The sequence below is a fragment of the Pseudoalteromonas sp. PPB1 genome, assembly GCF_015356275.1.
GTDB classification, from domain to species: domain Bacteria; phylum Pseudomonadota; class Gammaproteobacteria; order Enterobacterales; family Alteromonadaceae; genus Pseudoalteromonas; species Pseudoalteromonas rubra_D.
In genome coordinates, this window is the sequence record NZ_JACEQV010000049.1 from 1 (window position 1) to 14,711 (window position 14,711).

General features: G+C 49.1%; 12 protein-coding genes and 1 CRISPR repeat array. Of the genes, 3 read left to right on the forward strand and 9 right to left on the reverse strand.

What is annotated here, in order from left to right:
• Window positions 1-38 precede the first annotated feature (38 nt).
• Window positions 39-494: a CRISPR direct-repeat array (repeat unit 29 nt; unit sequence CGGTTTAGCCCCGCGTCTGCGGGGAACAC).
• 319 nt (window positions 495-813) lie between these two features.
• The 5 genes from IY568_RS23940 to IY568_RS23960 all read right to left on the reverse strand — a co-directional run bounded on the left by IY568_RS23940 (window position 814) and on the right by IY568_RS23960 (window position 4,308).
• Entirely contained in the window at window positions 814-1,248 is a 435-nt protein-coding gene (locus tag IY568_RS23940; protein WP_125564685.1) for a hypothetical protein, read from the reverse strand.
• 9 nt (window positions 1,249-1,257) lie between these two features.
• On the reverse strand, window positions 1,258-1,512 hold the full coding sequence (locus IY568_RS23945) for a hypothetical protein (protein ID WP_010379919.1): 255 nt from the start codon (window positions 1,510-1,512) through the stop codon (window positions 1,258-1,260).
• Window positions 1,513-1,659: 147 nt separating this feature from the next.
• A complete protein-coding gene (locus IY568_RS23950) occupies window positions 1,660-2,334 on the reverse strand; it encodes a hypothetical protein (RefSeq protein ID WP_194868913.1) in 675 nt (224 codons plus the stop codon).
• A gap of 203 nt (window positions 2,335-2,537) precedes the next feature.
• Window positions 2,538-3,530, reverse strand: a complete 993-nt coding sequence (locus IY568_RS23955) for a phosphatidylinositol transfer protein (RefSeq protein WP_194868914.1) — start codon at window positions 3,528-3,530, stop codon at window positions 2,538-2,540.
• A 112-nt stretch (window positions 3,531-3,642) separates the two neighbouring features.
• A complete protein-coding gene (locus IY568_RS23960) occupies window positions 3,643-4,308 on the reverse strand; it encodes a hypothetical protein (protein WP_194868915.1) in 666 nt (221 codons plus the stop codon).
• A 390-nt stretch (window positions 4,309-4,698) separates the two neighbouring features.
• On the opposite strand from IY568_RS23960, the gene IY568_RS23965 reads away from it, so the two are divergent.
• Complete coding sequence (locus IY568_RS23965; RefSeq protein ID WP_125564678.1) at window positions 4,699-5,892, forward strand: GGDEF domain-containing protein; 1,194 nt, start codon at window positions 4,699-4,701, stop codon at window positions 5,890-5,892.
• A 7-nt stretch (window positions 5,893-5,899) separates the two neighbouring features.
• Here IY568_RS23965 and IY568_RS23970 read toward each other — a convergent pair whose 3' ends face one another.
• Entirely contained in the window at window positions 5,900-6,820 is a 921-nt protein-coding gene (locus IY568_RS23970) for an SDR family oxidoreductase (RefSeq protein WP_228553555.1), read from the reverse strand.
• Window positions 6,821-6,853: 33 nt separating this feature from the next.
• On the opposite strand from IY568_RS23970, the gene IY568_RS23975 reads away from it, so the two are divergent.
• Together IY568_RS23975 and IY568_RS23980 are read left to right on the forward strand one after the other, a co-directional pair.
• Window positions 6,854-7,753 carry a LysR family transcriptional regulator gene (locus IY568_RS23975; RefSeq protein ID WP_194868916.1) on the forward strand — a complete coding sequence of 300 codons (900 nt, stop codon included), beginning with the start codon at window positions 6,854-6,856 and terminating at the stop codon, window positions 7,751-7,753.
• A gap of 149 nt (window positions 7,754-7,902) precedes the next feature.
• The gene (locus IY568_RS23980) at window positions 7,903-8,349 is read left to right on the forward strand and encodes a DoxX family protein (protein ID WP_194868917.1); all 447 of its coding nucleotides are present in this window, start codon (window positions 7,903-7,905) and stop codon (window positions 8,347-8,349) included.
• 72 nt (window positions 8,350-8,421) lie between these two features.
• On the opposite strand, the gene IY568_RS23985 is transcribed toward IY568_RS23980, so the two are convergent.
• The 3 genes from IY568_RS23985 to IY568_RS25190 form a co-directional block, all read right to left on the reverse strand.
• On the reverse strand, window positions 8,422-9,093 hold the full coding sequence (locus tag IY568_RS23985; RefSeq protein WP_194868918.1) for a hypothetical protein: 672 nt from the start codon (window positions 9,091-9,093) through the stop codon (window positions 8,422-8,424).
• 469 nt (window positions 9,094-9,562) lie between these two features.
• Window positions 9,563-11,947, reverse strand: a complete 2,385-nt coding sequence (locus IY568_RS25185) for a non-ribosomal peptide synthetase (RefSeq protein ID WP_194868919.1) — start codon at window positions 11,945-11,947, stop codon at window positions 9,563-9,565.
• A gap of 5 nt (window positions 11,948-11,952) precedes the next feature.
• Window positions 11,953-14,711 (reverse strand): non-ribosomal peptide synthetase (locus IY568_RS25190; RefSeq protein WP_194868920.1); only part of this gene is annotated, 2,759 nt, incomplete at its 5' end.

Here is a 14,711-nt window from a genome sequence, read left to right on the forward strand (position 1 = left end):
GAACACCGGCGGCCTCGACCTTGATACGAAACCGGACGCGGTTTAGCCCCGCGTCTGCGGGGAACACCTCTACTGGGCAGTATTCGAAGGTGCCCATGACGGTTTAGCCCCGCGTCTGCGGGGAACACATTCGCCATAACGCTTAGAGGCCGTTGCCATGCGGTTTAGCCCCGCGTCTGCGGGGAACACGTGCGGATCGATTGGCACTGAAGCAATAGGCACGGTTTAGCCCCGCGTCTGCGGGGAACACACAAACAAGAAGCCATCCCCACTCATATCTAGCGGTTTAGCCCCGCGTCTGCGGGGAACACGCCAGCAATGCCAGATTGCGGCGAAGTAGTAACGGTTTAGCCCCGCGTCTGCGGGGAACACTCAACCTGACGCTCACTACCAAAGCCACAGACCGGTTTAGCCCCGCGTCTGCGGGGAACACAGTAAAATAAATTGCCATTTCATATGTATTTTCGGTTTAGCCCCGCGTCTGCGGGGAACACTCTAAAATTATATATTTGTTTTTAATAAAGAAAAGTGAGAGTGCAAAAGTTACCAAAAATATTAGGTACAAAATCAGGTGAGATATTGGCGTATATTGATTCACTGTTAAATCACTTTGTTAAAGAGCATGGACTTAATGTAGCAACACAACACGCAGGAAAAAATACCTGCTGCCAGAATCGTTAATAAGGAGAACAAGATTAAGCCAGGTGGTATCGCTGCTAAAAATGTACTCTAATGAAAGGTAAGCAAGCGCATCCATTCGGCCTCAACAACGGCAAAACACACCGAGGTAAACTCTTCACACTCCCTTTTTGGCTAAGCCCCATTATTCCTGCTGGTGCCAAACACATAGCCCAGTAGTGCGGTGAGGGTTGGAAAGAGCACATTGAGTATGATCAGCTGGAGCGTGTCGAACCAGAATGCGCGGAAGGTGGCGCGCTGGTTTGCAAGTAGCTCAAGTTTGGCCTGCATTTGTTCGGCGCTAAGTGTGTTGTTTGGGTTGGTGGTGATGGCGTTAAAAAAGCGGATTTCGCCCCACACAAAAATGCTGAGAATAATGAGCAGGAAGCCAATTAATACCGCAATGATCCCCCAGGTAAGGTTCACACCGGCTTTTTCTTTACCAGTCAGTGGCTCCGGATCGGAGACCGGGGCTTCCATAGGCGACGAGTCCTGGGCGGAGCTTAAGTCCAGGTTTTGCCATGGTGATTGTGTGTGGTTTTGGTCGCTGTCCTGTGCGTTACCTGTCATCCTGTGTACCTAGTGTTGTGCGCTCGGCTTTGATTTGTTGATGTTATTGAGTTCAGGCATGACGAGCCGATGTACATCTTTGCCTTGTTTGTCTGCCGATAAAATGGCCCTGTCATGCACCACTTCGTCAGAAGCCCAGTCCAGCAGAGTGAGTGCAACTTTGGTCAAATCGCTGGATTTTTTTAATCCTAAGCGTTGTTGTAGCTGCGCCAGATAATCTGCATCGACGGAAAAGCGTACTTCAGTTTTTTTACTGTCTGCCATATTTACTCCAAAAAGTTTCCGGATTTCCTCCAATATTAGTGGAATAAGGAAAGGGGTGCAAACAAAACAATGCACAACTCCCTCATTGTTTAGGATCAAAAAAGGCCAGTCACATGGCTGGCCTTTTAGTTATACTCGAGTATGCAATTAGAAGCTGTATCTAAAATTGACGTCTAACGTGTTGTAGTCGTCAACGTTGCGATATTCTGCATTTACCGAGAACATGGTATTAAAGTGATAGCCCGCACCCACAAAGAAAAGCGGGTTGCTATCGCCATCTTCACCGCTGGTTTTCTCGTAGCCAAGTCCTGCTTTTAATTCAATATTTTCCAGCACTCGCGTCTGATATTGACCACGTAGACGATAGATATTTTCATCATCGGAGGCAGAGGAGCTGCTTTGGAATACTCTTGTCTGATATGTTTCCGTGACGTCAAGCTTAGCTTTCAGATCCACTTTGCCAATATGAAAACTCACATCAAACAAAGAGGTTTCATCCAATTCGTGAATGTAACCCGCGCCAAGTGTAAACTGGTCAATATCCAGCTCATAGTTAGCATTAAAAGAGTGGCGTTCATCATATTGATAACTATTGCCAAATGAATCACTTACACTATAGTAGCGCCCTTCAACATAGTAGTTTTCAAAGCGCTTACTTGCTGCCAGATTTACACCGGTAAGCGTATCATTGGCCATATCACTATCGTTTACACTAAAGCGCTTATAACCCACTTCCACTTTATCAAAGTTAATCGTGTGAGCCACCGCAGGCGCACCAGCCAAAAGCGTGGCTAATCCAGCCACAAGAGATAACTGCTTCATCGTTTTCCTTTTTTTATCTATCTCAAAAAATACTGACTACCGGACCTGTTATGGCCCGAATATAGCTGCGCGCATTATAAATATTTGTTCTAAAATGTGCAGGATATACGCATTGAGCGATTGATAAATAGGCAAAATGGGAATTAAATTACTCTGATTGAGCAGAATATGGGCCAGCTAAGATGATGGCCCTGGTTTAAATATTACTCACACTGCGCTGCAGGAAAGGTATCAACCTCATCGGTAATATGTACATTGTAGCTATTATTAGTAATAGCAGTGGTGCCGTAATGACCGGCGTCCGGACCTATTGTAAAGCTGTTTTGTGCGCCCAGCCCTGCGCGAATAAAGGCTTCGGCGTCTGTTTTTGCATTACCATACGCACGTACTATATTCAGGCCCTGCGATTGTAACTGCTGGATCTGCTCAATCTTATATTCAGCCGTTCTGAACAAGCTGGTTTCATTGCTTAAAGAAGTACGTAAAAAACCACGCGGCAGACCCATCCAGTTTAACCAATCCCGGGTACCTTTGGCGTACCAGTAAACACGGGCAGTCAGGTAAACAGGCTGATAACCCAGGTCCAGGTATCGACGCACCAGGCTATAAGCGCCTTCTTTTTCATCGGCGCGGTCAATACCGGTATAATCGCCAATTTGCTCAGCATCGGATTCGGTCAGAGTACCATCAATATCGAACAAGACCGCCTGCGTATTTAGCTGAATGACTGTCACAAATCCTTCGGTACCGCTTCCATCCGCAGGCACCGCAGCATAAATGCGGTACTGTCCGGCATTCATTGCTGGCAATGTGACACTGGCTTTGCCATCGCTGTTGGTCACGGCCTCACCCAGATAGCGCCAGTCACTGTCCTGCTGAGCACGCAAGTAAAAGCGTACCGTTTCAAACTCGAGATCTTTGTGTGCAATCGCGCCGTAATCAAATTTTGCAGTTACAGTAACACTGTTACCTTCAGCCACCACTTCATCGTGGATCATATGAAAACTCGGCAACCAGGTAATAAAACGATTAAGACCGTTGCGATAGCCCGCACTGGGCACATTAGGTTTAGCATAATTTTGCTCAATCCAGCTTGGCTCTGGACATTTTGGCAGTGCTTGTGCGCCAAAAGTACATGCAACGGCTGCAATAGCAACCGCTTTAGCTGTGATATGAGTCAACCTTGATAACTTCATACATACTCCCGTCGTTTAATTCGAGGCAAGAATATATACTCTAGATTACATTTTTATTAACGCAAACTTTTCACACGCGCAAACATTTTAACAGAAAAGCATCATCCTATCGTCACCGGGTAAAGACGACTTTGGGTTTTGCTGGCTCTGCGGTGCTGTCTGGTTGGGGTTTTGTGGGCGCCTGGCTGTGCGCAGACAAGCTTTTTAACGGGGTCGAGTGGATATTGCGCTTGGCAGCTACCCAGGCATATTGTCCATAAGATTCAAAGATATAATTGCCACTGGATAGCTGGATCTGACCATAGATCACATCATCTGTCAGGGTCAGATATACATAAGACCGTTCATCAGGTTGTTTGCCGACCTGACCTGTGAGTCGTTTTTCCTGCCCTGTTTCGGTGATATCTATGATTTCAGAGCAGATCTTTTCCTGGGTCTGCGGAATTAAAAACTCAAAGCTGTCACCCATCTCCAGGGTGCGGATGCTTTTTACGTCCAGCTCCACATACGCTTCGTCATACAATTCATAGGGAACTGTGGTGCCCGACTTGAAGAATGCTCTGGCGTGCTGTGACTCTTTGTTGATGGTGTAGTAGGTACTTTGTAATTCATGCTGTGGCAATCTCACGCCACTGTTATGCTGGGCAGCCGTCATCACTGCTGGCTCATGCGTAATGGCCAGTTGTAGTTCGGTCACGTTCAGTGGCGCGCTTACCTGCTTGCCCGACGTGCCCAGACCGTCTGGGAGAGTCTGCTCATTGCCATAAAACAGCAACATAACACATGACACCAACCCAACGACGCCCATTAATATGTAAGTGAACACTTTCAACATATCAATAAATTAACAAATGAAGTACTAATGGGAACATTAATTGCTCTGCCAGTATTTATCAAGTGAGATTAATAACAGTACAGGCCGCCAGCACCGCCCGAGTACATAATTAAACTAATATCAATATGTTAAAAAGGAAACACTATTTACCTTTGTTTACATTCGCCAAACTGCCGATGCGCTGGATTCTTTAATGAAAGGGCTAAATTTCACACAGATGGTGCGCATCTGAGCCTGCTGGTGCTATGCTTGAAGCTTAGGAAAGTCTCATAATACGCCTGAACACACGTACCAGAGTGCAGGCAGCAACCGGAGTACACATAGGTCGATTTAATGCAGGTTCATGATCTTACACTGATGCTGTCGTTGTGGATTGCGTCTCTTACTGGTGCGACTTTGCTGTTTGTGATCTCGAAAATGACCCAGACCATCACCGGCACCCGAGTTTGGTCCCTGGCTATGCTGCTACTTTCCTTTGCCTATTTATCACAGTTGAGCATGCAAAGCCTGGATGTTCAATGGCGCGTTTTAACCTTTAATACCTTCCTTATACTGGGGCACTCAGCCTGGCTGATCGGCACCTGGCAATTTGTCGAACGAACCCCGTCAAAACAAAAAATAGCCTGGCTGATCCTACCTGTATTGCTGATCTCCTGGCTAACAGCCACCGTCTTTCCTGAGCGAGAACTACGCATCACACTTATTGGCATTTGGCTGATAGCAGTACGTTGCCATTATGCCTGGGTGCTTTACAAGCACGCACGTCAGGATAGAAACGAATTTCTGGCCGCCAGGATCGCTATCGGGATCGTGTGTCTGGAGGTCTTTTTCTCGATTATGTATACCCTGCAAGGTGCGCTGGGAAACCTGCCACAAATCGGAGAAGCCTTCAACTGGGTAGCTGGCTATACCTGGGTTGCGGCTTTGCTGGGGATCCTGGCCGGTGCGCCGATTTTATTGCTACTCAGTGCAGGGCGCTTTGTAAAGGCGTTGGAATTTGCTGCCAATCACGACCTGCTGACCGGACTGCTCAATCGCCGCGGGCTAGCCAGACAACTCAACGAGCTGCTACCGCTGAGCAAAAGAAAGTGTGACTCACTCACCGTCATGATGATAGATCTCGACCATTTTAAGCGCGTGAACGATCTGTACGGCCACCAAAGCGGTGACCGCGCTATTGTCTGCATTGCCGATGTGCTCAAAACACACTTTCGCAGTGCCGATCTGCTGGCACGCTGGGGCGGCGAAGAATTTTGCCTGGTCCTGTTTGATATGCAACCCGACATGGCGGCAACCTGTGCAAACAAACTACAAAATGCCTTTGCACAACAAAGTCTGCAACTGGGGTTAGGTGATACTCCTTTGACCATCAGCATAGGTATTGCCTGTAGCCGCGAGATCAGCCTGCCGGGCTTCGAAACCACCCAAAATCAGGCAGACAAAGCCCTGTACGATGCCAAACATGCCGGACGAAACTGCGTGAAAGTAGCCAGCATGGCACTGAGCCTGCTCGAAGAAACGCCCTGATTTACCGTTAGGCGTTCAGCTGATAGGTCAGGCTCTCAAGCATGGTCGTAGTTGGCCGACCTATCAGGCGACCCAGTGTGCCGCTATTCTCATACAGCCAGCCCGCATTCGCCTGAGCTTCAGCATCAGCCAGCAACACCGCAAATCCGGCCGGTAATCCCAGCTGAGTCAGAAAATCTGCATAATGTTGTTCAGACACATAGTTTGTCAGTACGGTTTTGCCACTGAGCTCAGTGGCCAAATCAGCCAGTGCCTGTAAATTAAAGCTCTGATCGCCCGCCAGCTCATAGGTTTTGCCAGCATGGTCCGGCTCGGTCAGTACCACCGCTGCTGCCTCGGCATAATCCCCCCTCGCAGCACTGGCAATTCGCCCTTCATGCATTGCACCGACAATGGCGCCCGCTGCAATACTGCCAGCAATCCCTGCGCTGTAGTTTTCGTTATACCAGCCGTTGCGCAACAACACATAAGGCACATCCGACGCCTTAATCAACTGCTCAGTATCCCGATGCTCATCACTGAGTTGCATGGGTGACTTATCGGCATGCAAAATACTCGTATAAGCCAGCAGCGCTACACCTGCTTGTTTCGCTGCGTGAATAACCGCGCTGTGCTGACGTACCCGCTTGCCAATCATATTACCCGAGATAAGTAATAACTTACTCACACCCTTCAAAGCATTAGTCAAGGTTTGTGGCTGATCGTAATCTGCTGTTCTGAGTGTTACTCCAAGACGGCTTAACGCTTCGGCTTGCCCCGGGTCGCGTACCAGTGCCACTATCTGCGACGCCGGAACACGCTTTAGTAAAGCCGCGATCACCAGCCGACCCAACTGACCATTTGCACCTGTTACTGCAATCATATTATCTCTCCACTGTTTGTGTTTCATGTTGATGGGCTTATTGTCTGGCAAAATGGCTGTTATCATAAGATGGTCATTACAAAATGAAGTGTTCTGAAAATGATTACAATCAATCATGGCTCGCTAAAATTACTGGCTATCTTTGCAACGGTGATTGACAGCGGCAGTTTTGCAGCCGCCGCACGGCGTTTACACTCCAGTCGCTCACGAGTAAGTGAACAAGTGTCTCAGTTGGAATCGCAATTGAATGTACGCTTGTTGCAACGCAGTACACGTCAGTTAAAACTGACCCAGGAAGGAGAAAAAATACTGCAACATGCCCGTCAGTTAGACGGCATATTACAAAATATAGAAGCGGATCTGACGGATACTGAGCCCAGTGGCCGAGTTACACTGACCATGAATCACGACATTGCGCATAAGTTTATTCTGCCCAAGCTCGACAAACTGGCACAGCGCTATCCGAAGATTAGCCTGGATTTGATTGTCGATGATAACCCGCTCGACCTGATTGAACAGCAAATTGACCTGGCTATTCGGATTGGCTTTATTCGTGATGAATCTTTGGTTGCACGCATTCTTCATCAGGAGCGCTTTGCCCTGTTTGCCAGCCCCACATTGCTGGCACAGTATGGCATGCCCAACACAGTAGCTGAGCTGGAGGCCATGCCCTGGCTGATGCTCAAACAAACCGCCGAGCAGGGCGCACAAATGCTGTTTGATAATGAGGAGCCGGTGGTGATCCAACCCCTCCAACATCACAGTTGTAATTCACCTTACCTGTTGCAGCAAATGGTCGTGAGTGGGCTTGGCGTAGCAACCTTACTGCCTTCTACCGTGCAACAGGAGATCAGCGATGGCAAGTTAGTCACACTCTGTGAATCGTTGCACAGCGAACCGCTGGTGTTTTCACTGGTTTACCCGTCTCGTCGTCAGGTGCCACAACGTACCCGGGCCGTCATTGACTTTTTACTTTCGGAGTCGCTGTTCCACCTTTAAATTCGATTTAAGAGAATGATTAGTGCGATTTTTAGAAATTTTAAAAACTAAAAACGAATTTATACTGTTTCATATCGGCTGAGGGGACAACAACGAAGCACGTTTCCCGCAAGCCCTGGCTTAAATATTACGCACTTGAGGAAACGGTAATGACTAAATTAATTCAACTATTCGACCAAAACACAACGCTGTCTCATATTGCTGCACTGCTTGCACGCATTGGCTTGTCAGCCATCTTTATTCTCGCAGCGATGAACAAGATCCAGTACTTTGAAGGTAACGCACAGTATATGGCATCAAGCGGCCTGCCTGGCGAGTTACTGCCACTGGTCATTGCCTTTGAGTTAATCGGTGGTCTGATGATACTGGGTGGCCTGCTTACTCGCCTGACAGCCATTGCATTCGCTGGGTTTAGTCTGGTTAGTGCGCTGTTGTTCCACTTTGACCTGGCAGATCAAATGCAGTTTATTATGTTCTTCAAAAATGTTGCGATGGCGGGTGGTTTCCTGGCGCTGGCGGCCTATGGTGCGGGTAAATTCAGTATTGACCAAAAAATTCTGGCCTCTCAGCCAATCGTTAAAGGCAAGCTGGCTTAAAACCAGTTTCACTTAATATCTGAAAAGAAAATCATGAACGCGCGGTAGCTCAACGCACCGCGCGTTTTTAATTTATTCTGACGCCATGACACGCTTACCATTGGCATCAACCACCAACAGATAAGACTGGCCAAAATCACCGTTACACAAATCAATGCTATTGCCAGCGACCTCAAGCCCGTCGGCACAACTGCTGACTTCATAATAAGCGGTCACCTGACCTTTTTCGGTGGTGGTGACTTTTTCGCCCCCAACCATCACGTCATAGCTGCCATTGGCAAACAAACGCACGTTAAAAACATCCGCTTTATTTTCCTGTTTTTTGCCAACCACAGACAAACTGCGTTCACCGTCTGCTTCCCAGGCAATCACCCACAAACTGGCACCATCTTTCAGTGTGGTATTCATACGCTCTTGCTTTTCACCACTGTTACTGTCTTTAACACCCAGGTTGATCATGTTATTGATGGCTTTGTAGCTGTAGCTATATGTCTTGCCCACTTCTTTTGCAGGTACATCCGCTGACACCACACTGCCGCTGTCAAATAAACCGCTATAACCCGAACTGATAGACCGTCTTTTCGCGTGAAAATCGGCCATATAGTCCAGAGAGTTAACAAAAGACATTTTCGCATCATGGCTCAGCTGCTCGTCCAGCTCGTCACTACCTTCACCACATCCAGTCAGGGCTGCTGATAAACCCAGCAAAACTGCTAGCCCTAATCCTTTGTTGACGTTGTTCATAATCATCTCCGTAAATCCATCCAATAAAGAATAATACTGCCAGGCAATGCTTTGCCTGAGTTAAGTCTTAAACACCATCCAGGCTGATTACCCACAGCGCTAGCAAACGGTGTTGTTTATTTGTGTCTGCTCATTTTCATGGAGAAGATATTAACATGTTAATTACTTTCTCCAAGGTTGATAAATGTGCACAATTGTTTAATTCTGTAAGCAGAGTGACAGCCTTGTCATAAACACGCTTAGCCCCTCAAAATACAGATAAAAATCAATATTAATCAGCCATTAAACAATTATGGGATTGAGAGTAAAAGTAAATTAAATTTATGAAAAGTGCGTGACAAAGATGCTCAAACAAGCTGATATGTTTGAATATAGCCAGAAGATTAACCGCAACTTAAAATACAATAAATTCACAAAAAAGTAAAAACTAAAGCAACCCAGGGGCAGCCCCCGGGTTGCTTTACAGGGCTCAGATCTCCAGCACCTCTTCGTCCTCATCAATATCGCTATCATCAAAGGCCGAAAGTAAAGTCACCTCACTATGGATCAGTTCAGCGACCTCGCCAAGGTACTGACATTCAAAGACCTCAGCCACACTCAACTCAATTTGCCAGTGCACCTTAATCTCACTGAGTAGTCGCATCATCAATAGCGAGTGCCCGCCCAAGTCAAAGAAATTCGCCGACATACTGATGGTATCGGACTCCACCTCCAGCAAGCGTGCCACCACATCAACCAATTGTTGTTCCAGTGCGGTTTGCGGTGCAACATACTCTTCAGCAATGGCGGTTAACGCAACATCCGGCAATGCCTTTCTGTCTATTTTGCCATTGGCGGTCAGTGGCCAGGAGGTAATTACTTGCCAGGCCGAAGGCACCATATAAGGCGGTAAACTGTCAGACATAGTAGCCATAAGCTGATCGGTTAAGTCATCGGTTTGTTGTTGAGGGTGTGGCTCGACATACGCAACGATCAGGCCACGTGCTTTATTCACCATAACCAGAGACTGCGCAACCCGCTCATCCGCATTCAGTGCAGCCTCAATCTCGCCCAGCTCTACTCGAAAACCCCGGATCTTAATCTGATCGTCAATACGGCCTACATATTCCACTAAGCCATCCTGCTTAAACCGTACCAAGTCACCGGTTCTATAAAGCTCAGCCGCTTGTCCAGGCTCTGAAAAATAGGGGTTTGCAATAAACCGCTCTTTACTCAGCTGAGGTTGATTCAGATATCCCAATGCCAGACCATCTCCCCCCACATAGAGCTCACCCACCACACCTTGAGGCAATTGACGTCCTTGCGGGCTCAGGACCAAAATATGATCCCCCTGCACACCTCGACCAATGGGTACACCGGCACTGATACCATCATCAGCCGGCACCGGATAGCAGCAGGTAAAGGTGGTATTCTCTGTGGGGCCATAACCATTAATCACGGTAATCTCAGGCAACTCTGTTTGCACAGCGGTGACGGCTTGTGGATTAAGCACATCGCCCCCGGCCAGCACAGTGTGTAATGCCAAAGTGTCTGACTCTAATTCGCCACACACCTTGCTCCATTCCGTGAACAAACCTGAGGTCAGCCACATTGCTGTTATCCCTTGCGTACGCAACACTTTGTTGATCCCGTCTAAAGACAGATAAGTCTCGGGGTACAACACACAGCGTCCGCCATTCAGCAGTGGGCCCCAAATTTCCAGGGTGGCTGCATCAAAGGCGATATTGGCGCTTTGCAGGAACACAGTCTGGTTGTTCAGAGTCATAAAGTTAGGGTCGTACACCAGACGATTGACTGCCCGATGCGGTGTCATCACGCCTTTGGGCGTGCCCGTAGAACCTGACGTGTAAATCACATAAGCAATCGACTGCGCCGTTAGCCCTTCAGCCCTGGGCAGATCTAAAACACTCAGTGAAGACCATGGGGCAGCAGGGATATCTACCGACACTTTCGCCACCGAGCTGAAGGCGAGCACTTCATGCTGCGCTTGCTCAGTCAGGATCACAGTTAGCTGAGTATCCTCAAGCATATATGCCAGACGAGATTCAGGGTAAGTTGGATCCAGCGGTACATAAGCACCACCGGCTTTCAGAATCGCCAGTGTTGCGACCAGTAACTCCACAGAGCGGCCCAGGCACAAGCCCACTAAGGCACCTGCGCCAATCTGATGCGTTTCTCGCAGATACTGCGCCAGTTGGTTTGCACGCGCATTCAGCTCACCATAACTGAGCATCTGGTCATTCAGCTGCACAGCCACTTCATTGGGTGTAGCCGCAGCCTGTAACTCAAACAACTCATGAATACAGGACAAACGCGGATAGTTAGCACGCCCACTCTGCCACGTGTCTTGTAGCGCTATCTCCGCAGGTGGTAACACCGCCAGCGTCGACACAGGCTGATTGCTATTATCTTGCAATGCACTCACCAGCGCATGTAGCGCCGTTTCCATCCAGTCAGCAATACGTGTTGCCTCAACGGTTTGCTCAATCTGGAAGTCCAGCGTAAAGCTGGCTTGCTCGCCCAGATCGTTAACAGACAGATCAAACGGGTAATTGGTACGCTCACGAGTACTCAACAGACTCGGCGCGCCCTCATCACGGTGAGACGCAGCCTGTTCCTGAGCGGCACCATGTCCGGTATGGCGATAATTGAGGATCGCACTGAACAGTGGCGTATTACCGCTGATGGCACTATGGCTTTGCGCTTCAGCCAGCGACACCTGCTCGTAAGGCAATAGTGCCTGCAGTGCATCGTTGACCTCACTCAAGGCAACCTGAGCACTTTGCTGTCCCAGCGAAACACGCAGTGGCAAGGTATTAATCAACATGCCCATCATATGTTCTATGCCTGGCATACCATTCATCGGCCGGACATCACAGTACCAAAAACCACCTCATCACGGCCTGTGCTGGCACTCAATACCTGCGCCCAGGCAAGATGGAATAATGCAGCCGGGCTGCATTGCAGGCGTCGGGATAGCGCCCGGATTTGCTGCGACAATGCCATATCAAGCGTCGTGCTGTATTCCGCTACCGCACTGCCATCTCCGGTCACCTGAGACAAACCAAATGGCAAGGTTGGCGTATCAATGTCACCGAGCTGCTCAGTGAAAAATGCCGCCGTATCCAGCTTAGTGCTTTGCGCCATTGAACGGGCGATAAACTCTCGATAAGGCAATGGTGCAGGCAATTCAGTCTTGTTTTGTTCACTCAGCTCAGACAGCAAAATTTCCAAAGAAACATGATCGGTGATCAGGTGATGGAACTTCAGCAATGCATAAATTCTGCCCTGCTCGTCCTGTGGTGACACCATCAGTTGGATCAGCGGTGCAGATTCCAGCTCAAAGCCATGCGCAGCATTGGCTACATAGTCTTCAAACTGCGCTTTTATCTGTGCGCGCTCGAACGGCAACTCAGACACTGGTAGCTGCGCCTCACGTAATACAACCTGCACCGCCTGCGCACGGCCACGCCAGAAAATCGCAGTACGCAGCACATCATGACGCTGGATCACAAAGTTCAGCTCGGTTTTGAGTTGCGCCAGTTGAGACTCATCAGCCAGTTCGAACGCCATGGTACTGACATAAGGGTCGTGCTGCTGATTCAGCGTGTGCACAAACAACACCCCTTCCTGTAGCGGAGCAAGTGGATACATATCCTGCACGTTTGCAGCGCCACCAGGCACCTGCGCAATCAGAGTGTCTATGCTGTCCTGTGTCAGTTCAATCAAAGGCAACATGTCCGGGGTAATGGTGCTCGCCTGCTCGGGAATAAGGTTTTGAGGCACGCTGAATTCAAATTCAACCTGCGGTTGTGCGTCCAAATGCGCAGCCATCACACTCAGGCTACCCGCCTTAAACAAAGCCTGTGCCTGGCACTGATAGCCCAGTTGTTTAACCCGAGACAGTAGCTGCATGACCAATAAAGAGTGGCCACCCAGCGTAAAAAAGTTAGCATCACGGCTAATTTGCTCTACCGGCAGGTTCAGGACATCAGCCCAGATTGCAGCCAGCGTGCGCTCGGTATCGCTCTGTGGTGCAACATAATCGCGGCTTAAATCCGCCTGCTCAGGCGCTGGCAGCGCCTTGCGGTCAATTTTACCGTTAGGGGTTTGTGGCCATTCGTCAATCAACACAAAACTGGCCGGGATCATGTACTCAGCTAATGATTGACCCAGTGTCTCAACGATCGACGCTATCAGCGTCTGCTGCGCAGCTTGCGCCTGCTCTGCAAGCGGTTTAACGTAAGCAACCAGGCGCTGATTACCCTGCGTATCCGACAACGCCATCACCAGTGCAGAATCAACTTCGTGATGCTCACCGATATGATATTCAATTTCACCCAGCTCAATACGTAATCCGCGAATTTTTACCTGATGGTCCATTCGACCCATATATTCTATGGTGCCATCATCACGAAAACGCACCAGATCGCCGGTTTTATAGAGCCGCGAACTTGGCAATGTATCCTCAAACGGATTATCAATAAACCGCTCAGCTGTCAGCTCAGGGCGATTATGATAGCCGCGCGCCAGACCTTCACCACCAATATGCAACTCACCGCAAGCACCTTGTGGCAGTAAGTTAAGGGCCTCATCCAGGATCACCAGCTGAATATTCTGGATTGGTTTCCCGATTGGCACGCTGCTGCCGTGTTGCTGGCTGCAATCCCAATAGCTCACATCAATGGCCGCTTCGGTCGGACCATATAAGTTATGCAGTTGTGCCGAAGGTAAACTCGCTCTGAACTGTTCAACGTGGCTGATCTGCAGCGCTTCGCCACTACAGAACACCTGATTAATGGACGTACAACGAGCCAGATCGCCATGCTCCAGCATCACACCCAGCATAGAGGGGACAAAGTGTAGTTTCGTGATCCCCGCAGCCACAATCAGCTCGCTAAGGTATTCCGGCTCTTTGTGACCACCCGGTTTGGCAATCACCAGCTCCGCCCCTTTGAGCATAGGCCAGACGAATTCCCATACAGATACATCAAAGCTATAAGGCGTCTTTTGCAAAATTCTGTCGTCCGGGCCACAGCCGTATTCGTTGTCCATCCAGTCAATGCGGTTATGCAGCGCCTGATGCTCAACCAACACACCTTTAGGTAGCCCGGTAGAACCTGACGTGTAAATGGTGTAGGCAAGATTGCGAGCATTCAGACCAATGTCACTCACTGCAATATTGGTATCTGGATAAGCGCTAAAATCGAACTCATCCAGTCGCGTAACGCTTGCTTCCCCAAGACTTACTCGCTCGGCAACCACAGCTGTGCTAAGTACCACAGCCGCATTGGCATCTTCAACCAGGTAAGCCAGGCGTGCCGGAGGCAACTCGGGGTCCAGCGGCACATAAGCGCCACCGGCTTTGAGAATACCCCAAATCCCGATCACCATTTCCAGCGAGCGCTCTACACACAAGCCCACTAACGAATCCGGTCCGATATTGTGCTCCGCGCGCAGATAATGGGCCAATTGGTTGGCTCTGCTATTGAGCTCACCATAGCTCAGAGTCTGCTCACCAAAGCGCAGTGCAATCTGCTCCGGAGCCGCTGCGGCCTGTTGCTCAAACAATTCGTGAATGCACAGCTCGCGCGGATAATCCAGCGCTGTGTCATTCC

What these genes read in the sequence shown, in the direction of transcription:
- IY568_RS23940 (WP_125564685.1), bottom strand. Translation starts at nt 1,248, where the DNA reads ATGACAGGTAACGCACAGGACAGCGACCAAAACCACACACAATCACCA.
- IY568_RS23945 (WP_010379919.1), bottom strand. Translation starts at nt 1,512, where the DNA reads ATGGCAGACAGTAAAAAAACTGAAGTACGCTTTTCCGTCGATGCAGAT.
- IY568_RS23950 (WP_194868913.1), bottom strand. Translation starts at nt 2,334, where the DNA reads ATGAAGCAGTTATCTCTTGTGGCTGGATTAGCCACGCTTTTGGCTGGT.
- IY568_RS23955 (WP_194868914.1), bottom strand. Translation starts at nt 3,530, where the DNA reads ATGAAGTTATCAAGGTTGACTCATATCACAGCTAAAGCGGTTGCTATT.
- IY568_RS23960 (WP_194868915.1), bottom strand. Translation starts at nt 4,308, where the DNA reads ATGTTGCTGTTTTATGGCAATGAGCAGACTCTCCCAGACGGTCTGGGC.
- IY568_RS23965 (WP_125564678.1), top strand. Translation starts at nt 4,699, where the DNA reads ATGCAGGTTCATGATCTTACACTGATGCTGTCGTTGTGGATTGCGTCT.
- IY568_RS23970 (WP_228553555.1), bottom strand. Translation starts at nt 6,820, where the DNA reads ATGATAACAGCCATTTTGCCAGACAATAAGCCCATCAACATGAAACAC.
- IY568_RS23975 (WP_194868916.1), top strand. Translation starts at nt 6,854, where the DNA reads ATGATTACAATCAATCATGGCTCGCTAAAATTACTGGCTATCTTTGCA.
- IY568_RS23980 (WP_194868917.1), top strand. Translation starts at nt 7,903, where the DNA reads ATGACTAAATTAATTCAACTATTCGACCAAAACACAACGCTGTCTCAT.
- IY568_RS23985 (WP_194868918.1), bottom strand. Translation starts at nt 9,093, where the DNA reads ATGAACAACGTCAACAAAGGATTAGGGCTAGCAGTTTTGCTGGGTTTA.
- IY568_RS25185 (WP_194868919.1), bottom strand. Translation starts at nt 11,947, where the DNA reads ATGCCAGGCATAGAACATATGATGGGCATGTTGATTAATACCTTGCCA.